The 18,216-nt window shown below is 55.6% G+C and carries 18 protein-coding genes; 15 read left to right on the forward strand and 3 right to left on the reverse strand.

The annotated features are described in order from the left end of the window. Positions 1-164 precede the first annotated feature (164 nt). From MKFW12EY_RS00435 to MKFW12EY_RS00445, 3 genes are read right to left on the reverse strand one after another with little or no spacing between them, the layout of a single operon-like run. Positions 165-2,552 carry an ATP-binding protein gene (locus MKFW12EY_RS00435; RefSeq protein ID WP_221053812.1) on the reverse strand — a complete coding sequence of 796 codons (2,388 nt, stop codon included), beginning with the start codon at positions 2,550-2,552 and terminating at the stop codon, positions 165-167. A gap of 5 nt (positions 2,553-2,557) precedes the next feature. Further along, positions 2,558-3,166 (reverse strand): GTP cyclohydrolase II, encoded by a 609-nt coding sequence (ribA, locus tag MKFW12EY_RS00440; RefSeq protein ID WP_054760800.1) that lies wholly within the window; start codon positions 3,164-3,166, stop codon positions 2,558-2,560. A gap of 28 nt (positions 3,167-3,194) precedes the next feature. Continuing rightward, positions 3,195-3,389 carry a DUF7230 family protein gene (locus MKFW12EY_RS00445; RefSeq protein WP_054760803.1) on the reverse strand — a complete coding sequence of 65 codons (195 nt, stop codon included), beginning with the start codon at positions 3,387-3,389 and terminating at the stop codon, positions 3,195-3,197. Positions 3,390-3,443: 54 nt separating this feature from the next. Here MKFW12EY_RS00445 and mnmG point away from each other — a divergent pair, with 54 nt between their 5' ends. The 15 genes from mnmG to glmS all read left to right on the forward strand — a co-directional run bounded on the left by mnmG (position 3,444) and on the right by glmS (position 17,998). Then, positions 3,444-5,312, forward strand: a complete 1,869-nt coding sequence (mnmG, locus tag MKFW12EY_RS00450; protein WP_054760805.1) for a tRNA uridine-5-carboxymethylaminomethyl(34) synthesis enzyme MnmG — start codon at positions 3,444-3,446, stop codon at positions 5,310-5,312. Further along, positions 5,312-5,938 carry a 16S rRNA (guanine(527)-N(7))-methyltransferase RsmG gene (rsmG, locus tag MKFW12EY_RS00455; RefSeq protein ID WP_054760806.1) on the forward strand — a complete coding sequence of 209 codons (627 nt, stop codon included), beginning with the start codon at positions 5,312-5,314 and terminating at the stop codon, positions 5,936-5,938. Before mnmG ends, rsmG begins: the two co-directional genes overlap by 1 nt. Then, positions 5,931-6,707, forward strand: a complete 777-nt coding sequence (locus MKFW12EY_RS00460) for a ParA family protein (RefSeq protein WP_064020050.1) — start codon at positions 5,931-5,933, stop codon at positions 6,705-6,707. The genes rsmG and MKFW12EY_RS00460 overlap by 8 nt, the downstream gene beginning before the upstream one ends. After that, positions 6,707-7,558, forward strand: coding sequence for a ParB/RepB/Spo0J family partition protein (locus MKFW12EY_RS00465; protein ID WP_054760843.1), 852 nt, complete (start codon positions 6,707-6,709; stop codon positions 7,556-7,558). Before MKFW12EY_RS00460 ends, MKFW12EY_RS00465 begins: the two co-directional genes overlap by 1 nt. A gap of 269 nt (positions 7,559-7,827) precedes the next feature. Beyond that, positions 7,828-8,196 (forward strand): ATP synthase subunit I, encoded by a 369-nt coding sequence (locus MKFW12EY_RS00470; protein WP_054760808.1) that lies wholly within the window; start codon positions 7,828-7,830, stop codon positions 8,194-8,196. A 19-nt stretch (positions 8,197-8,215) separates the two neighbouring features. After that, entirely contained in the window at positions 8,216-8,980 is a 765-nt protein-coding gene (atpB, locus tag MKFW12EY_RS00475; RefSeq protein ID WP_054760845.1) for a F0F1 ATP synthase subunit A, read from the forward strand. A gap of 42 nt (positions 8,981-9,022) precedes the next feature. Further along, positions 9,023-9,307, forward strand: a complete 285-nt coding sequence (atpE, locus tag MKFW12EY_RS00480) for a F0F1 ATP synthase subunit C (RefSeq protein WP_020484117.1) — start codon at positions 9,023-9,025, stop codon at positions 9,305-9,307. 100 nt (positions 9,308-9,407) lie between these two features. Then, entirely contained in the window at positions 9,408-9,881 is a 474-nt protein-coding gene (locus MKFW12EY_RS00485) for a F0F1 ATP synthase subunit B (protein WP_054760810.1), read from the forward strand. A 3-nt stretch (positions 9,882-9,884) separates the two neighbouring features. Continuing rightward, positions 9,885-10,415, forward strand: coding sequence for a F0F1 ATP synthase subunit delta (locus tag MKFW12EY_RS00490; RefSeq protein ID WP_054760812.1), 531 nt, complete (start codon positions 9,885-9,887; stop codon positions 10,413-10,415). A 21-nt stretch (positions 10,416-10,436) separates the two neighbouring features. Continuing rightward, positions 10,437-11,978 (forward strand): F0F1 ATP synthase subunit alpha, encoded by a 1,542-nt coding sequence (gene atpA, locus MKFW12EY_RS00495; RefSeq protein ID WP_221053813.1) that lies wholly within the window; start codon positions 10,437-10,439, stop codon positions 11,976-11,978. Positions 11,979-11,989: 11 nt separating this feature from the next. Then, on the forward strand, positions 11,990-12,853 hold the full coding sequence (gene atpG, locus MKFW12EY_RS00500; protein WP_054760814.1) for a F0F1 ATP synthase subunit gamma: 864 nt from the start codon (positions 11,990-11,992) through the stop codon (positions 12,851-12,853). A gap of 45 nt (positions 12,854-12,898) precedes the next feature. Then, positions 12,899-14,272 (forward strand): F0F1 ATP synthase subunit beta, encoded by a 1,374-nt coding sequence (atpD, locus tag MKFW12EY_RS00505; protein ID WP_054760816.1) that lies wholly within the window; start codon positions 12,899-12,901, stop codon positions 14,270-14,272. A 24-nt stretch (positions 14,273-14,296) separates the two neighbouring features. Then, complete coding sequence (locus MKFW12EY_RS00510) at positions 14,297-14,719, forward strand: F0F1 ATP synthase subunit epsilon (protein ID WP_054760818.1); 423 nt, start codon at positions 14,297-14,299, stop codon at positions 14,717-14,719. A gap of 71 nt (positions 14,720-14,790) precedes the next feature. Further along, positions 14,791-16,161 carry a bifunctional UDP-N-acetylglucosamine diphosphorylase/glucosamine-1-phosphate N-acetyltransferase GlmU gene (gene glmU, locus MKFW12EY_RS00515; RefSeq protein WP_054760820.1) on the forward strand — a complete coding sequence of 457 codons (1,371 nt, stop codon included), beginning with the start codon at positions 14,791-14,793 and terminating at the stop codon, positions 16,159-16,161. A 1-nt stretch (position 16,162) separates the two neighbouring features. Then, entirely contained in the window at positions 16,163-17,998 is a 1,836-nt protein-coding gene (gene glmS / locus MKFW12EY_RS00520) for a glutamine--fructose-6-phosphate transaminase (isomerizing) (protein WP_064020055.1), read from the forward strand. The last annotated feature ends 218 nt before the right edge of the window (positions 17,999-18,216 follow it).

An 18,216-nucleotide genomic window follows, 5' to 3' on the forward strand; every position in this document is an offset into this window, starting at 1 on the left:
CCGATTGCAACGGTTTCACTGATTTTATAAAACTCGATGCCGCCCGCTGAAAATCTAGCTGCAAAAAAACGTGAGATATTACTGAATTCGGGCGGATATGGCTGAAGCAAGTAAAAGGCGGTTGGTTAGGTAAATCCAACCGCTTGTGCCGGTTGTCGGATGTTTCAGGCTCCGGTCTCGGTTTCCTTGTCCTCGTCGGAGGTCATTTCGGAAATTTCCTTCAGGCGGGCGACGGCTTTGAAGTTGACGCTGCCTTCGGGATACTGGCCTTCGGCGTTCATCGTGCCGGCTTCCTGGCCGGTCAGCAGGCTGAGGGCTTCGTCGACGTTGGAGACCGCGTAGATGGCAAATTCGCCGCGCTCGACCGCGTCCACCACTTCCCGTTTCAACATCAGGTTGCGCTTGTTCGAGGTCGGAATGATCACCGCTTGCCCGCCGGTCAGGCCGCGCGCTGCGCATAATTCGAAGAAGCCTTCGATTTTTTCGTTGACGCCGCCGATGGCTTGCACCTCGCCGTACTGGTTGATCGAGCCGGTCATCGCGAAGCCTTGGTTGATCGGGGTGCGGGTCAGCGCCGAGATCAGGCAACACAATTCGGCTAGCGAGGCGCTGTCGCCGTCGATGTGGCCGTAGGACTGTTCCATCGCGATGCTGGCCGAGATTGCCAACGGAAATTGCTGGGCGTAGCAGTGGCCGAGGTAGCCGGTCAGAATCATCACGCCTTTGGAATGGATGGGCTGGCCGAGTTCCACTTCGCGTTCGATATCGACGATGCCGCGCGAGCCGGGATGCACGGTGGCGGTGATCCGGGCCGGTGCGCCGAAGCTGCTGCCGCCGATATCCATCACGGTCAGACCGTTGACCTTGCCGATGGCTTCGCCCTCGGTGTCGATCAGGATCGTGCCGTCCAGCATTTCTTCCAGGATGGCTTCGGCAATGCGGCCGTTGCGTTGTTCGCGGGCGGCCAAGGCCAATTCGATTTCGGCTTTGCCGATCTCGCTGGCGCCGGTCTGGCTGCTCAATAGGTTGGCTTCGGCGATGATTTCCAGGCAGTTGTTGACGTGGGCCGACAGCCGCTGCTGGTTTTCCGCCAGGCGGCAACTGTGTTCGATTAGGCGGACCAAGGCCAGGTCGGTCAAGGGTTTGGCGCCGGCGTCGCGGGCCTGTTGTTTCATGACCTGCACGAACTGGCCGATGCTGTCCGGCGTGCGTTTGATGTGGTCGTCGAAATCGGCTAACACGCGGAACATCTCGTTGAATTCGCTATCCAGCTCTTCCAGCAGGTAGTAGATGTCGCGGGTGCCGACCAGGATTACTTTGACGTTGAGCGGAATGACTTCCGGTTTCAAGGTGATGGTGTTGATGCCCAGTTCCGAATACGGCGATTCGATTTCAATTTTGCCGGCTTTCAGCGCCCGCTTCAGGCCCTCCCAAACAAAGGGGTAGGTCAATACTTTTTCGGCGTCGAGGATCAGGTAGCCGCCGTTGGCGCGGTGCAGCGAGCCGGGGCAGATGCGGCGGTAGTTGGTGATCAGCGTGCCTTGGTCGCTGACGTATTCGATGCGGCCGAACAGGTTTTGGTAAATCGGGTGCGGCTCGTAAATCACCGGGGCGCCGGCGGCGTCGTGCTTGCAGTCCACCAAAATGTTGGGCAGATACTGTTCGATCAGCATCTGGCGTTTGGCGATGATTTCCCGGTTTTCCGGGTTGCGGCTCGGCATCAAGAAGTCGCTGATGGTGTTGCTCAGGTTTTTCTCGATTTCCGCCAGGTAGGTAATCACGTCGTCGACGTTTTGGTACTTGTCGGTCAATTCGGCCAGCAACGGTTCCAGCGCCAGTTTGATGGTGTCGCTATCCAGTTGCCGGATTTCCTCGGCCAGCGTGCGTCGCCACTGCGGCAGTTCCAGCAGTACGTCGCCTAGATACTCTTCCAGTTCTTCGGTGTGTTGGTGGAAGGCGTCGCGCTCGGCTTCCGGCAGTAGCGTGAATTGCTCCTCGTCCAGCGCCTTGTTGTTGCGGATCGGCAGGAAGGTGATCGAGTCGTTGTCGCGGTACAAGGCCACGCCCATGGCCCGGGCTTTGCTGTCGACCAAATCGATAGCCGCGTTGTAACGCTGATTGAAGCGGCGTTCGATCGCGGTTTTCTTTTGCTGGTAGCTGGGGCTTTCGAAGGCGGCCGGAAAGGTGGCCAGCACGTTGTCGATCAGTTTTTCGACGTCTTTGGCAAAGCTGTGGCCTTCGCCGGACGGCAATTCGACGGCAACCGGCTCGCGCGGGTTTTCGAAGTTTTCGACGTAAGCGTAGGACAGCGGCGATTCCTGTTGTTCGGCGTAGCCGGTCAAATAATGGCTGACCATCGACAGCCGGCCGGTGCCCGGATCGCCCATGACGAAGATGTTGTAGCCGGGGGCTTTCATCGCAATACCGAATGCCAGCGCCGACTGGGCGCGGTTCTGGCCGAGGATGCCGTTGTAGCGGGAACCGGCGTCGGCGGCAGGCAGGTCGATCGTCAGCTTCAGCGCTGCGGCCGGTAGTTTCAAGTGGTCTAGCATGGCGCTCAGGAACGGTCCGGTACCGACAGCATGTGGCGCATGCGTTCGGCCTTGGTTTTCAGGTAGTCGAGGTTGTCGCGGTGGATGCGGGTTTCGATGGCAATCCGGTTATGGACTTGCACGCCGAGTTTGGTCAACTCGTCGATTTTTTGCGGGTTGTTGGTGATCAATTCGATTGAATGCACCTTCAGGTTGTCCAGAATCAGCGCGGCGATGTCGTATTGGCGTTCGTCGGCCAAATGGCCGAGTTTGATGTTGGCATCGACGGTATCCAGGCCTTGGTCCTGCAGGTTGTAGGCTTGCAGTTTCTTCAGCAGGCCGATGCCGCGACCTTCCTGGCGCAGGTAGATCAATACGCCGTAACCGGCGGTATTGATCATGTCCAGCGCCATGTCCAACTGCTCGCCGCAGTCGCAGCGGCGCGAGCCGAGCACGTCGCCGGTGAAGCATTCGGAATGGATGCGGACCGGCACGTCGTCCTTGCCGGCCACGTCGCCTTTGACGAAGGCCACGTGTTCTTTGTCGTCCAGACTGTTGCTGTAGTAATGCAGGATGAATTCGCCGTGTTTGGTCGGAATCCGGGTTTGAACTTTGTCTTCTACGGTTGCTTTCACTGAGCTGGAAATCCTTGAAATGCGCGGGTTACGCGGCTAAGCCTTTTGCGATCGCCTCTCCGGAAGCGATGGCAAAAGGCTCCAGCCCGCGATGTTTGGCTTTACGGCGGTATTGGGTCTTGTCGGCGTAGGTTTGAGCTTTGTTGAATTGGCGGGCGAATTTAGCGACCGGATTGTGCTTGGGTTTGTCCGGCAAGCCCTGGCCGGGGTTTTGTTTTCTCATGCTTTTTTCTCTCTAAGCTATTAAAATAACGTTTTATTTGAACATAGATTGCCTGTGAAATTCCAGAAAGACTTTGACGTAATCGTGGTCGGCGGTGGTCATGCCGGTACCGAAGCGGCGTTGGCGGCGGCGCGTACCGGCGCGCAAACCCTGTTGCTGAGCCAAAACATCGAGACGTTGGGGCAAATGAGCTGCAATCCGGCCATCGGCGGCATCGGCAAGGGCCATCTGGTCAAAGAGGTCGATGCGCTGGGCGGCATCATGGCCAAGGCTATCGATTTGGGCGGTATCCAGTTTCGCATCTTGAACGCCAGCAAAGGCCCGGCGGTGCGGGCGACCCGGGCGCAAGCGGATCGCCAGCTTTACAAACAAGCCGTACGCAGTGCGTTGGAAAATCAGCCCAATCTGGCCCTGTTCCAGCAAACCGTGTCCGATCTGATCGTGCAAGGCGACCGCGTCACCGGCGTCAAAACCCAGATGGGTTTGGAGTTTAACGCCAAGGCGGTGGTATTGACCGCCGGCACTTTTTTGGCTGGCCGTATCCATATCGGTCTGGAAAACTACAGCGGCGGCCGCGCCGGCGATGCGGCATCGATTGCGCTGGCCGAGCGCTTGCGCGAGCTGCCGTTCCGCGTCGGCCGGCTGAAAACCGGCACCCCGGCCCGGATCGACGGCCGCACCATCGACTACAGCAAATTGCAGGAACAGCACGGCGATACGCCGCTGCCGGTATTCTCGTTCATGGGCAGCCGCGAGCAGCATCCGCGCCAGGTTTGCTGTCACATTACCCGCACCAACGAACAAACCCACGACATCATTCGTTCCGGTCTGGACCGGTCGCCGATGTATTCCGGCATCATCGAAGGCGTCGGCCCGCGCTACTGCCCGTCGATTGAGGACAAAGTGGTCCGCTTTGCCGAGCGCGATTCTCACCAGATTTTCGTCGAGCCGGAAGGCTTAAACACCAACGAAGTCTATCCCAACGGCATCTCGACCAGTTTGCCGTTCGATATTCAGTATCGCTTCATTCGCACGATGCTGGGTTTCGAGAACGCCGAAATCGTTCGCCCCGGTTATGCCATCGAATACGATTTTTTCGATCCGCGCGATTTAAAAACCTCGCTGGAAACCAAGCACATGAATGGGCTGTTCTTCGCCGGCCAGATCAATGGCACCACAGGCTACGAAGAAGCCGCCGCGCAAGGTTTGATCGCCGGGCTGAACGCCGCGCGCTTGGCAAAAGGCCTGGAAAGCTGGTGCCCCGGCCGCGAGGAAGCTTACATCGGCGTGATGATCGACGACTTGATCACCCGCGGTACATCCGAGCCTTATCGCATGTTCACCAGCCGCGCCGAATACCGCTTGCAATTGCGCGAGGACAACGCCGATCTGCGCTTGACCGAACAAGGCCGCGAATTGGGTTTGGTCGACGACGAGCGTTGGCGCCGGTTCGAGGAAAAGCGCGAAGCCATCGCCAATCTGCAAGGCAAGCTTGCCAAAAAGTGGATCAGAGCCGAATCCGACGAAGCGGCGTTGGCGGAGCAGTACTGGGGCAAAAAATTGGTCAAAGAAGCGAGTTTGATGGACATGCTGCGCCGGCCGGAGGTCGATATCGAAAATCTGTTAACCTTCACCGACGAAACCGAAATAGACGAGCAAGTCGCCGAGCAGGTGGCGATTCAGGCCAAATACGCCGGTTACATCGACCGTCAGCAAACCGAGATTAGCCGTACCCAGCGCTACGAGCATCTGAAATTGCCGGAGAACGTCGATTACAGTCTGGTGTCCGGCCTGTCCAACGAAGTCAGCGAAAAATTGAAAAAACAGCGTCCGGAAACTTTGGGTCAGGCTTCGCGCATTCCCGGCATAACGCCGGCGGCGATTTCCTTGCTGTTGGTGCATCTGAAAAAGAAAAGCGCCTGATGGACGCCTGCCGAGAAAAGTTACGGCAAGGCCTTGCCGCCTTGGGCTTGTCGCTCGAGGATGGCCAGATCGAAGCATTGCTGCGCTTCGTGGCGCTGATGGGCAAATGGAACAAGGCCTACAACCTGACAGCAGTGCGCGAGCCGCTGGATATGGTGGGTTTGCACATTTTGGACAGTCTGGCGGTTCTGCCGCATATCAAACCGGAATTGATCGCCGATATCGGTACCGGTGCCGGTCTGCCCGGTATTCCGTTGGCGATTTGCCGGCCCGATTGCCGTTTCGTGCTGGTCGATTCCAATTCCAAGAAAACCCGCTTCGTGCAGCAAGCCGTGCTGGAGCTGAAATTGACAAACGTCGACGTGGTGCACAGCCGGGTCGAGCAATTCAAACCGAGCCGATTGTTCGACACGGTGTTGATGCGTGCTTTCGCCTCAATGCCGGACATCGTTAAAATGACCGGCCATTTGTTGGCCGAGGACGGCGTGTTGCTGGCGATGAAGGGGCAGCAGCCGGTCGACGAACTGGCCGGAATCGGCGCCGAATACCAAGTGGTTCCGCTGGCGGTGCCTGGCATAGACGCCGAGCGTTGTCTGATTCGCATAGAGAGACTCAAGCATGGCTAAGATAATCGCGATCACCAATCAGAAGGGCGGCGTCGGCAAGACCACGACCAGCGTCAATCTGGCCGCCGCGCTGGCAGCGACCAAGCGCAAAATCCTGCTGATCGATCTCGATCCGCAAGGCAATGCGGCGATGGGTTGCGGCGTCAACAAGGACGAGCTCGAATATTCCAGTTGCGAATTGTTGCTGGAAGAGGTGCCGGTCTCTGGCATCATCGTCAAAAACAAGGCCTTGGGTTTCGATTTGATTCCGGGTAATGCCGATCTGACCGCCGCCGAAGTGCAATTGATGGCGGCGCAACACCGCGAGCGGCGTCTGGCCGATGCGTTGTTGCCGGTCAAGGACCAGTACGATTACATTTTGATCGACTGTCCGCCGTCGTTGAACATGTTGACCTTGAACGCCATGGTCGCGGCGCACAGCGTTCTGATTCCGATGCAATGCGAATATTATTCGCTGGAAGGCTTGTCGTCGTTGATGTCGACCTTGCGCAACATCCGCGATACCGTGAATCCGGGGTTGCACCTGGAAGGCATACTCCGGACCATGGTCGACAGCCGCAGCCGCTTGGGCAAGGACGTGTCGGACCAATTGATCGAATATTTCGGCGATAAGGTATTCCGTACCACGATCCCGAGAAATATCCGGCTGGCCGAAGCGCCCAGCCACGGCGTGCCGGTATTGGCTTACGACAAGGCTTCGCGCGGTGCGGTCGCCTACATCGCGCTGGCCGGCGAACTGATCCGCAAACATAAAGCAGCAGCCAAATGATGAATCCGAAAAAACGCGGTTTGGGCCGAGGCTTGAGCGAATTGCTCGGCGACGTTTCGGCGCCGGCTCCGGAAAAGACCCACGATACGCAAAAGCTGCCGATCGAATTTCTGCAACGCGGCAAATACCAGCCGCGCAAGGATATGGATCCCGACAAGCTGAAAGAGTTGTCCGATTCGATTGCGGCGCAGGGTATCATTCAACCCATCGTCGTGCGCAAAGTCGCCGGCGAAAAATACGAAATCATCGCCGGCGAACGCCGCTGGCGCGCCGCGCAGTTGGCGGAGCTGGCCGAAGTGCCGGTGTTGGTCAAGGATATCGACGACCGCTCGGTGATGGCGATCGCCTTGATCGAAAACATCCAGCGCGAGGATTTGAATGCGTTGGAAGAGGCCGAAGCTTTGCACCGGTTGCAGGACGAGTTCGAGTTGACCCATCAGCAAATCGCCGAAGCGGTGGGTAAGTCGCGGACTACGGTAACCAACTTGCTGCGTTTGCTCGAGTTGGCCGGCGAGGTGAAAACCATGCTCGGCAAAGGGCTGCTGGAAATGGGGCATGCTCGCGCCTTGCTCGGTTTGGACGAGGCGAAACAGGTCGAAATTGCGCACAAGGCTGTCAAGCAAAACCTGAGCGTTCGCGCCGTCGAGAAGCTGGTGCGCGATATGCACGAGGACAAGCCGGCGGCTCCGGTAAAACGGATCGATCCCGATACCTTGCGCCTTCAGCGCGAGTTGTCCGAGCGCACCGGCGCCAAGGTCGAGATCAACCACCAGGCCGGCGGCAAGGGTAAGTTGATCATCAACTACACCAGTCTGGAAGAGCTGGAAGGCATTATCGGCAAAATCCACTGATACGGCGGATTGTTGCAAGCCCGTGTCGGTTTGTCGCATCTGCTACACGGTTTTCTCGGCAAACCTTAGAAAAACTGTTGATTTGTCCCTTGGCATGCCGATTGCTTTTATTGTCGGGGCATTGTCGGACAGTCCTGTCCGGGTTTTGAATTCTTGATTGCGCTTCAAAGCCTTAGCTTCGGCTCGGCCCGAGCTGAATGGCGGCCTTACCTTGCGTAAACGGCGGTGGCTGGATATAATCGCCGCGCTTAACGGTCAAGGAGATATTTATGGCAGTCGAAAATTCGTTTTCAACTGTCAGACGGGTATTGTATGCGCAGGTCCTGATGGCTACGGTAGTGGCGTCGGGATTTTTATTGATGGGCGGCTGGAAATCCGCAATGTCGCCGCTGATCGGCGGTGGCGTGGCCTTGATTCCCAATCTTTATTTTGCATACAAAGTCTATCTCGCCCGGTATCGGGATGCGTCTGGCATCCTCAAGGCGTTTTATGCCGGTGAGACGGTCAAGCTGTTGCTGACAGCGGCCTTGTTCGCGATGGTATTGCAAATCCCTTGGATTAATTTTTTAACGCTGTTGGTGGGTTATATCGCAGTGTTGTCGGTTTTTTGGTTCGCGCTTTTTTATTGGCGCGGTTAGTTTTGAATTGAGAGGCAAAATGGCTAGTGAAGGCGGCGCAACCGGTTATATAGTCCATCACTTAACTCCGTTATCGGTCGGTGAAGGATTTTGGACATTGCATCTGGATACCTTGTTTTTTTCCGTATTTTTGGGCGGATTGTTCATTTTGTTTTTTAAGTCGGTTGCCGAGCGGGCAACCTCCGGCGTGCCGGGACTGGCGCAAAATATTGCCGAAATGCTGGTCGAATTCGTCGATACGCAGGTCAAGGACAGTTTTCACGGCCGTAGCGCGTTGATCGCGCCGTTGGCGCTGACCATCTTCTGCTGGGTATTTCTGTGGAATGCGATGGATATGCTGCCGGTAGATTTGTTGCCGATGATCGGTAGCCTGATGGGCATGGAATACATGCGCGTGGTGCCGAGTACCGATTTGAACGGCACCTTCGCGCTGTCCATCAGCGTGTTTTTCCTAATTTTCTTTTACAGCATCAAAGTCAAGGGCTTGGCCGGTTTTGCCCACGAAATGACTTGCACCCCGTTCGGCCCGAAAATGATGCCGTTCAACCTGCTGCTGAAAACCGTCGAGGAATTGGCTAAACCGATCTCTTTGGGTCTGCGGCTATTCGGCAACCTTTACGCCGGCGAGCTGGTGTTCATCCTGATCGCATTATTGCCGCCGATCGTGCAGCCTTTGCTGGGCTTCCCGTGGGCCGTATTCCACATTCTGGTCATTACTTTGCAGGCTTTCATATTCATGGTTTTGACCATCGTTTACCTGAGTCTGGCCTGCGAAGACCACTAACCGTTTTATTTTTTACATTCATATCAATCTTTAGGAGACATTATGGAACTCGCATCATTAATCGCCAACGTTCAAGGCTTCACCGTTATTGCCGTCGGTATCATTTTAGGTTTGGGCGCGATCGGTACTGCTATCGGTTTCGGCCTGTTGGGCGGTAAATTCCTGGAAGGCGCGGCCCGCCAGCCTGAATTGGTACCGATGCTGCAAGTCAAAATGTTCATCATCGCCGGTTTGCTTGACGCGGTAACCATGATCGGCGTAGGTTTGGCTCTGATGCTGACTTTCGCGAACCCGTTCCTTTCTGCCGTTCAATCCGTTGCAGGTTAATTAACCCACCCATCTGTAACCTGAGGCGTAAGCCTTTTGCGTGTCGTTTATTGCGACTACGGACAGATAGACTAACAACGGCATTACGAGGAAAGCATCAATGAGTATCAATGCTACTCTGATCGGGCAGATGATCACTTTCACGCTTCTGGTGTGGTTCACCATGAAGTATGTCTGGCCGCCGATCATTGCTGCTCTGGAAGAGCGCAAAACCAAAATTGCGGAAGGTTTGGCTGCGGCGGAAAAAGGCCAGGAAGAGATCAGACTGGCCGAAAAGAAAGCCAAAAGCGTTTTGAAAGAAGCCAAGGAGCAGTCGGCCGAGATCGTCAGCGCCGCACAAAAGCGCGCCAACCAATTAGTCGAAGAAGCCAAGGAACAAGCTAAAAAAGAAGGCGAGCGCCTGCTGGAAGCAGCGAAAGCGCAAATCGAACAGGAAATGCTGCACGCCAAGGAAAGTTTGCGTAAGGAAGTTTCCTCTCTGGCTTTGCGTGCCGCCGAGCAGATTTTGAAAGAAGAAATCGACAAGGCCAAGCACCAGGACATTATCAGTAAAGCGGCGGAACAATTGGGTTAAGCGATGGCTGAAATATCGACATTAGCAAGACCTTACGCTCAGGCCGCTTTTAAGCGGGCCAAAGAAGCCAATGCTGCCCAAAACTGGTCCGATTCTTTAACGTTTTTGTCTTTGTTGGTTCAGGACGAGGCCTTAGCTGGTATCGTCGCCAATCCCAGAGTCAACAAACAGAATACAGCACAGTTGATACTGGATATTTGCCAGGATCAAATTCACGATGAAGCCAAGAATCTTCTCAAAGTGTTGATCGAGAACGACAAATTGCCTTTGTTGCCTCAAATTTCGGTGATGTTCGAACAGTATAAGGCCGACGACGAAGGTTACGTTAATGTCGAGCTGCAAAGCGCTTATGCTTTGACAAAAGCCGAGCAAGGCAAATACGTCGCCATGCTCGAGAAATTTTTGCAGAAAAAGGTCAACGCGTCCGTGTCTGTCGACAAATCGTTAATTGGGGGCATCCTCGCCAAAGCCGGCGACAAAGTCATTGACGGTTCCATCAGAGGCCAGCTTCATCAATTAGCTAAAAGACTTTAAGAGTTAGAGCGGGAAAATAACATGCAATTAAATCCATCAGAAATAAGTGATCTGATCAAAAAGAAGATCGAGAATTTCGACGCGCATCTCGAGGCCCACACCGAGGGCACCGTAGTCAGCGTTACCGACGGTATCGTTCGGGTTCACGGTCTGTCTGAAGCAATGCAAGGCGAAATGCTGGAATTTCCTGGCGGCTCTTACGGCATGGCTTTGAACCTGGAAAGAGACTCGGTCGGTGTGGTTATGCTGGGTGCATACCAACACATTACCGAAGGCGACACCGTCAAGTGCACCGGCCGCATTTTGGAAGTGCCGGTCGGCGAAGCCTTGTTGGGCCGCGTGGTCGATGCGTTGGGCAACCCGATCGACGGCAAAGGCGCGATCGAGACCAATCTGACCTCCCCCATCGAAAAAATCGCTCCGGGCGTTATTGCCCGTCAATCGGTAGACCAACCGGTCCAAATCGGATTGAAATCTATCGACTCTATGATTCCGGTCGGCCGCGGCCAACGGGAGCTGATCATCGGTGACCGCCAGACCGGTAAAACCGCGATTGCCGTCGATGCCATCATCAACCAAAAAGGCACCGGCATCAAATGTATTTATGTCGCCATCGGCCAAAAACGTTCGTCGATTGCTAACGTGGTACGCAAATTGGAAGAGCACGGCGCGATGGAACATACCATCATCGTCGTGGCATCGGCTTCCGAATCGGCTGCGCTGCAGTTCATCGCGCCGTACACCGGTTGCTCGATGGGCGAATACTTCCGCGACAACGGCCAAGATGCGCTGATCATTTACGACGATTTGACCAAGCAAGCATGGGCCTATCGCCAAATCTCATTGTTGCTGCGCCGGCCGCCGGGACGCGAAGCGTATCCGGGCGACGTGTTCTACATCCACTCGCGTTTGCTGGAACGCGCCGCGCGGATCAATGCCGCCGAGGTCGAAAAACTGACCGGCGGCAAAGTCAAAGGCAAAACCGGTTCGTTGACCGCATTGCCGATCATCGAAACCCAAGGCGGCGACGTTTCGGCCTTCGTTCCGACCAACGTAATTTCGATCACCGACGGCCAGATCTTCCTGGAAACCGGTTTATTCAACTCCGGTATCCGTCCGGCCGTAAACGCCGGCTTGTCGGTATCGCGGGTTGGCGGTGCGGCGCAAACCAAGATCATCAAAAAGCTGGGCGGCGGTATCCGTTTGGACTTGGCGCAGTTCCGCGAATTGGCGGCGTTTGCTCAGTTCGCTTCCGACCTGGACGAGAGCACCCGCAAACAAATCGAGCGCGGCCAACGCGTGACCGAGCTGATGAAGCAAAACCAATATGCGCCGATGTCGGTCGCGGAAATGGGCGTTTCGCTGTATGCGGCAAACAATGGATTCCTGGATAGCCTGGAAGTCAAGCAAGTCCGTATGTTCGAAGCGGCGCTGTTGGATTTCATGAGAAACGAGGAAGCCGAGTTGATGGCGAAAATCAACGAAAAAGGCGACTACAACGACGATATCCAAAAAGGCATTCACGCGGCGATCGAGCGTTTCGTCAAGACTGCTAGCTGGTAAGGGACTCGCACATGGCTGTTGGTAAAGAGATACGATCAAAAATCGCGAGTATCAAAAATACTCAAAAGATTACTCGAGCCATGGAAATGGTGGCGGCGAGTAAGATGCGTAAAACCAAAGACCGTATGCAGGCTACCCGGCCTTACTCGAAAAAAATTGGTCAGATCATTCGGCATCTGGCCAAAGCCAATCCGGAATACAAGCATCCGTTCATGATCGAGCGGGAAGTTAAGCGGGTAGGCATTATCGTGGTGAGTTCCGACCGTGGTTTATGCGGTGGCTTGAACGCCAACCTGTTCAGAAAAGTGCTGGGCGAAATGCAGCAATGGCAAAGCAAAGGCATTGCCGTCGATGTCTGCGCGATTGGCGGCAAAGGCGCTGCATTTTTCAGCATGATCAATGCCAATCTGGTCGGCCAGGTTTCGAAGTTGGGCGACACGCCGCACCAAAGCGACATTATCGGTCCGATCAAAATCATGCTGGACGCGTTCACGAACGGCGATATCGACGAACTGTTCCTACTCAGCAACGACTTTGTCAACACCATGACGCAAAGGCCGGTGATGCAGAAGCTGTTACCGGTGGCGGTTGGCGAGCTGGGCGAAGAGACCAAGGGCCGGTGGGATTACCTGTACGAACCTAACGCGAAAGACGTGTTGGACAGCTTGCTGATCCGCTATGTCGAATCGGCGGTATTTCAAGGTCTGGTGGAAAACAACGCCTGCGAACAGGCTGCGCGGATGGTGGCGATGAAAAGCGCTTCCGACAATGCCGGCAATATCATCAAAGAATTGCAACTGGTCTACAACAAAGCCAGACAGGCTGCGATCACGCAGGAAATTTCCGAAATCGTCGCTGGCGCCGCTGCGGTATAAGGCATTCGAGACAAGTTTAGATAGATTTTTATAGAGGACGACATAATGAGTTTGGGTAAAATCGTTCAAATCATCGGCGCGGTCGTCGACGTGGAATTTCCGCGCGATAACCTGCCGAAAGTATATGACGCGTTGAATGTCGAGGGCGGACTGGTTCTGGAAGTTCAACAACAATTGGGCGACGGCGTGGTGCGGACCATTGCGATGGGTTCCACCGACGGTCTCAGCCGCGGCGTCAATGTCACCAACACCGGCGAAGCGATTAAAGTACCGGTGGGCCAAGCGACGCTGGGCCGCATCATGAACGTTCTCGGCGAAGCGATCGACGAAAAAGGCCCGATCGGCGAGAAAGAAAAATGGACCATTCATCGCGATGCGCCATCCTACGACGAGCAAGCGCCGGCCAACGAATTGTTGGAAACCGGCATCAAGGTTATCGACCTGGTTTGTCCGTTCGCCAAAGGTGGTAAAGTCGGCCTGTTCGGAGGTGCCGGCGTGGGCAAGACCGTCAACATGATGGAATTGATCCGCAACATCGCGATCGAGCACAGCGGTTACTCGGTATTCGCCGGCGTCGGCGAACGGACTCGCGAAGGTAACGACTTCTATCATGAAATGACCGATTCCAACGTTATCGACAAAGTATCGTTGGTTTACGGCCAGATGAACGAGCCGCCGGGAAACCGTCTGCGCGTGGCGTTGACCGGTCTGACCATGGCGGAATTCTTCCGCGACGAAGGCCGTGACGTACTGTTTTTCGTCGACAACATCTACCGTTACACGCTGGCCGGTACCGAAGTATCGGCGCTGTTGGGCCGGATGCCGTCGGCGGTAGGTTACCAACCGACGCTGGCTGAAGAGATGGGCGTACTGCAGGAACGTATCACCTCGACCAAAACCGGTTCTATCACCTCTATCCAAGCGGTATACGTACCGGCCGACGACTTGACCGACCCGTCGCCAGCCACTACTTTCGCTCACTTGGACGCGACCGTGGTATTGTCCCGCCAAATCGCCGAGTTGGGTATCTACCCTGCCATCGATCCGCTCGATTCCACCAGTCGTCAGCTGGATCCATTGGTCATCGGTCAGGAACACTACGAAACCGCGCGTACAGTACAAGGCATCCTGCAACGCTACAAAGAATTGCGCGACATTATCGCGATCTTGGGGATGGACGAACTGTCGGAAGAAGACAAATTGACCGTGGCCCGCGCCCGGAAAATTCAACGTTTCTTATCCCAGCCTTTCTTCGTGGCCGAGGTATTTACTGGTTCGCCGGGGAAATACGTGTCGCTGAAAGACACCATTGCCGGTTTTAAAGGCATCATCAGCGGCGAGTACGACAGCTTACCGGAACAAGCTTTCTATATGGTCGGCACGATAGACGAAGCCATCGAAAAAGCCAAAGGCATGTAATCCGGCCCATAGGAGAGTTTTAACATGGCAATGACAATACATGTGGACATCGTCAGCGCCGAGGCGGAAATTTTTTCCGGCTTGGCGGAGATGGTGTTCGCTCCTGCCGAGTTGGGCGAAGTCGGTATCGCGCCGCGCCATGCGCCGTTGATAACCAAACTGAAGCCCGGCGAAGTCAGGGTTAAAATCAGCGACAAAGAATCGCAGGCGTTTTTCGTGTCCGGCGGGTTCTTGGAAGTGCAGCCGCATTTGGTGACCGTGCTGGCCGAAACCGCGATCAGAGCCCACGACATTGACGAAGCGGCGGCATTGCAAGCCAAAGCCAGAGCGGAAGAAATGTTGCAAGACAAGTCCGGCAAATACGATTACGCAATTGCCGAAGCCGAGTTGGCGCAGGCGGTCAACCAGTTGAAAACTCTGGACAGACTCAGAAAGCGTGGCGCGTAAAATCCGATTTGCGTGAAAATTTAAGCCCGATAGCGTAACGTTATCGGGCTTTTTTTGTTTAAGGAACAGCGATGTCGATAAAAACCATTATTCTTGCTGCCGGCCAAGGTACGCGGATGCGCTCGTCCCGGCCGAAAGTACTGCATGAAATTGCCGATAAGGCGCTATTGCAACACGTCTACGAGACAGCGCGCTCGCTGGACAACAACCAAATCTACATCATCTACGGCCACGGCGGCGAGACCGTCAAACAAACGCTGGCCGCACTCGATGCCAACTGGATCGAACAAAAGCAACAACTGGGCACCGGCCACGCCGTACAACAAGCGATTCACCACGTCGAAGATCCGGACACGGTTTTGATTCTGTACGGCGACGTACCGTTGCTAAAACCGAAAACCCTGCACGCCTTGCTGCATAAAGTCAGCTTGACCTCGCTGGCGCTATTGACGGTCAAACTCGAAGACCCGACCGGCTACGGCCGCATCGTTCGGGACAAAGACCACGCCGTGGTGCGTATCGTCGAGCAGAAAGATGCCAACGAAATCGAGTTGCAAATCAACGAAGGCAATACCGGCATCCTGGCTTGTAAGGGCAGCCAACTCAAGCAATGGCTGGCCAGACTCGGCAATAACAACGCGCAAAACGAATATTACCTGACCGACATCATCGAAATGGCGGTGGAAGACGGTTTGACCGTCGAAACCAGTCAAGCCGGTAGTGCCGACGAAGTGCTCGGCGTCAACAACCGGGCGCAACTTGCCCATCTGGAGCGGGTCTATCAGGCCGAGCAAGCGCAAATGCTGATGGAAAAAGGCGTAACGCTACGCGATCCGGCTCGTATCGACGTCCGCGGCGAATTTGCCGAACTCGGCCAAGACATCGATATCGACGTCAACGTTATTTTTCAAGGTACGAATCGGATCGGCTCCAACGTCAAAATCGGACCGAATTGTCTGATCAAGGATGCGACGATTGCCGAGGGTGTGGAAATATTGGCTAACAGCGTCATCGAAGATGCCAGCATCGGCAGCGGTAGCCGGATCGGTCCGTTCGCCCGCTTGCGGCCGCAAACCGAGTTGGCTGACCACGTGCATGTCGGCAATTTTGTCGAAATCAAAAAGTCCACGGTCGCCAGCGCTAGCAAGATCAACCACTTGAGCTATATTGGCGATAGCGAAGTCGGTAGCAAGGTCAATATTGGCGCCGGGACCATCACCTGCAATTACGATGGCATCAATAAATTCAAAACCGTGATCGGCGACGGTGCGTTTATCGGTTCCGATACCCAATTGATCGCGCCGGTGACGATTGGCAAAAACGCCACGATAGGTGCGGGTTCCACCATCACCAAAGACACGCCCGACGGCCAATTGACGCTGAGCCGCGCCAAACAGCTTAGCGTGCCGACTTGGCAAAGACCGGTTAAACAGGAGAAATAATATGTGCGGCATAGTCGCAGGCGTTGCTCAGCGCAACGTGGTCCCGATTTTGATTGAAGGTTTGAAGCGTCTGGAATACCGCGGCTACGACTCGGCAGGACTTGCCGTGCTTCACAGCGGCGAAATATTCAGAAAACGCGAACTGGGCAAAGTCAAAGGATTGGAAGAATTGATCGCGGCCGACCCGATCGAAGGCCGCATCGGCATCGCCCACACCCGTTGGGCTACCCACGGCAAGCCCAGCACCCGCAATGCCCATCCTCATGTCAGCAAGGACAGAGTGGCGGTGGTGCATAACGGTATCATCGAAAACCACGATAACCTGCGCACCGCGTTGCAGAAAAACGGCTACGTGTTCACTTCGGAGACCGATACCGAAGTTATCGTGCACAAGGTTGCCGAAGAACTGAAAGCTGCCGGCAGTTTGCTCGACGCGGTCGGTAAAACCGTGAAAAGCCTGCGCGGCGCCTATGCGCTGGGAGTGATAGACAGCGAACAACCGGACGTGCTGGTAGCCTGCCGCAAAGGCAGTCCGCTGGTGATCGGCATCGGCATCGGCGAATACTTCATCGCCTCCGATATCGCCGCCTTGTTGCCGGTCACGCAACGTTTCATCTTCCTGGAAGACGGCGACATCGCCGAATTGACCATCAATGGCGTCACCATCTTCGACGAGGCCGGCCGCCGCGTGGTACGCCCTGTCATCGAAAGCCAGCTCAAGGCCGACGCGGTCGACAAAGGCAAGTACCGCCACTACATGCTCAAGGAAATCTACGAGCAAGCCTGGGCGGTGTCGGAAACGCTGGAAGGCCGCTTCATCGACAACCGCCTGCAGGACAACGCCTTCGGCCACAACGCCGGCGAAGTATTCGACCAAATCAAGTCGGTGCTGATCCTGGCCTGCGGCACCAGTTACCATTCCGGCTTGGTAGCCCGCTACTGGTTCGAAAAATACGCCCGTGTGCCCTGCTCAATCGAAATTGCCAGCGAATTCCGTTACCGTAATCCGGTCGTGGCGCCGGATACCCTGGTCGTGACCATATCCCAATCCGGCGAGACCGCCGACACGCTGGCCGCCTTGCAGGAAGCCAAAAAGCTCGGCGTCAAGCACTCGCTGGTGATCTGCAACGCCCCGGAAAGCTCGCTAGTGCGCGAATCGGAGCTGGTGTTGATGACCCGCGCCGGCCCGGAAATCGGTGTCGCTTCGACCAAGGCCTTCACCACCCAGTTGGTGGCCTTGTTGATGCTGATTATCGCCGTCGGCCGCCGCTTCGAACTCAGCGCCGAGAAAGAGGAACACATCGTTTCGCAACTGTTCGCCCTGCCCGGCAACATCGAAAAAGTGCTGAAGCTGGACAACGCCATCGAACTGTTGTCGCAGCGTTTCGCCGACAAGCATAACGCGCTGTTCCTCGGCCGCGGCACCCATTACCCGATCGCGATGGAAGGCGCGTTGAAGCTGAAGGAGATTTCTTACATCCACGCCGAAGCCTATCCGGCCGGCGAATTGAAGCACGGCCCGCTGGCCTTGATCGACGCCGAAATGCCGGTGGTCACGGTCGCGCCCAACAACAATTTGCTGGAAAAGCTGAAATCCAACATCCAAGAAGTCAGCGCTCGCGGCGGACAGTTGATCGTGTTCATGGACGAGGACTTGGCCGAAAGCGACGCCGCCGACGAGAACGTACAAATCGTCAAAATGCCCAGCGTCGCCAACGCCATCTCGCCGATTATCTACACGATACCGCTGCAACTGCTGTCCTACCATGTCGCCGTGCTGAAAGGCACCGACGTCGACCAGCCCAGGAACTTGGCCAAGTCGGTCACGGTGGAATAGCGCGGCGAATTCGACGGAAGGGATTCCGTAGCAGTGAAGGGGAATTTAAGGGTTTGTCGAATAAGGTTCGGCAAGCCCTTTTTATTTGCCAGTCAATCGCGGCAAAAGCGGCTGGAACTTGCCGAAGAGATCGGTGTTCATTAGTTTGACGTCGGTCCGACAATCGAGGCTTAACAGGCGAAGGCGATACGGCATAATGTGGTTTTACAAGATCCGAC

This window comes from Methylomonas koyamae (assembly GCF_019669905.1).
Lineage (GTDB): Bacteria > Pseudomonadota > Gammaproteobacteria > Methylococcales > Methylomonadaceae > Methylomonas > Methylomonas koyamae.

Excerpts from the sequence above, each read along its gene's own strand:
- MKFW12EY_RS00435 (WP_221053812.1), bottom strand. The coding sequence starts at position 2,552 with ATGCTAGACCACTTGAAACTACCGGCCGCAGCGCTGAAGCTGACGATC.
- MKFW12EY_RS00445 (WP_054760803.1), bottom strand. The coding sequence starts at position 3,389 with ATGAGAAAACAAAACCCCGGCCAGGGCTTGCCGGACAAACCCAAGCAC.
- rsmG (WP_054760806.1), top strand. The coding sequence starts at position 5,312 with ATGGACGCCTGCCGAGAAAAGTTACGGCAAGGCCTTGCCGCCTTGGGC.
- MKFW12EY_RS00460 (WP_064020050.1), top strand. The coding sequence starts at position 5,931 with ATGGCTAAGATAATCGCGATCACCAATCAGAAGGGCGGCGTCGGCAAG.
- MKFW12EY_RS00465 (WP_054760843.1), top strand. The coding sequence starts at position 6,707 with ATGAATCCGAAAAAACGCGGTTTGGGCCGAGGCTTGAGCGAATTGCTC.
- MKFW12EY_RS00470 (WP_054760808.1), top strand. The coding sequence starts at position 7,828 with ATGGCAGTCGAAAATTCGTTTTCAACTGTCAGACGGGTATTGTATGCG.
- atpB (WP_054760845.1), top strand. The coding sequence starts at position 8,216 with ATGGCTAGTGAAGGCGGCGCAACCGGTTATATAGTCCATCACTTAACT.
- atpE (WP_020484117.1), top strand. The coding sequence starts at position 9,023 with ATGGAACTCGCATCATTAATCGCCAACGTTCAAGGCTTCACCGTTATT.
- MKFW12EY_RS00485 (WP_054760810.1), top strand. The coding sequence starts at position 9,408 with ATGAGTATCAATGCTACTCTGATCGGGCAGATGATCACTTTCACGCTT.
- MKFW12EY_RS00490 (WP_054760812.1), top strand. The coding sequence starts at position 9,885 with ATGGCTGAAATATCGACATTAGCAAGACCTTACGCTCAGGCCGCTTTT.
- atpA (WP_221053813.1), top strand. The coding sequence starts at position 10,437 with ATGCAATTAAATCCATCAGAAATAAGTGATCTGATCAAAAAGAAGATC.
- atpG (WP_054760814.1), top strand. The coding sequence starts at position 11,990 with ATGGCTGTTGGTAAAGAGATACGATCAAAAATCGCGAGTATCAAAAAT.
- atpD (WP_054760816.1), top strand. The coding sequence starts at position 12,899 with ATGAGTTTGGGTAAAATCGTTCAAATCATCGGCGCGGTCGTCGACGTG.
- MKFW12EY_RS00510 (WP_054760818.1), top strand. The coding sequence starts at position 14,297 with ATGGCAATGACAATACATGTGGACATCGTCAGCGCCGAGGCGGAAATT.
- glmU (WP_054760820.1), top strand. The coding sequence starts at position 14,791 with ATGTCGATAAAAACCATTATTCTTGCTGCCGGCCAAGGTACGCGGATG.
- glmS (WP_064020055.1), top strand. The coding sequence starts at position 16,163 with ATGTGCGGCATAGTCGCAGGCGTTGCTCAGCGCAACGTGGTCCCGATT.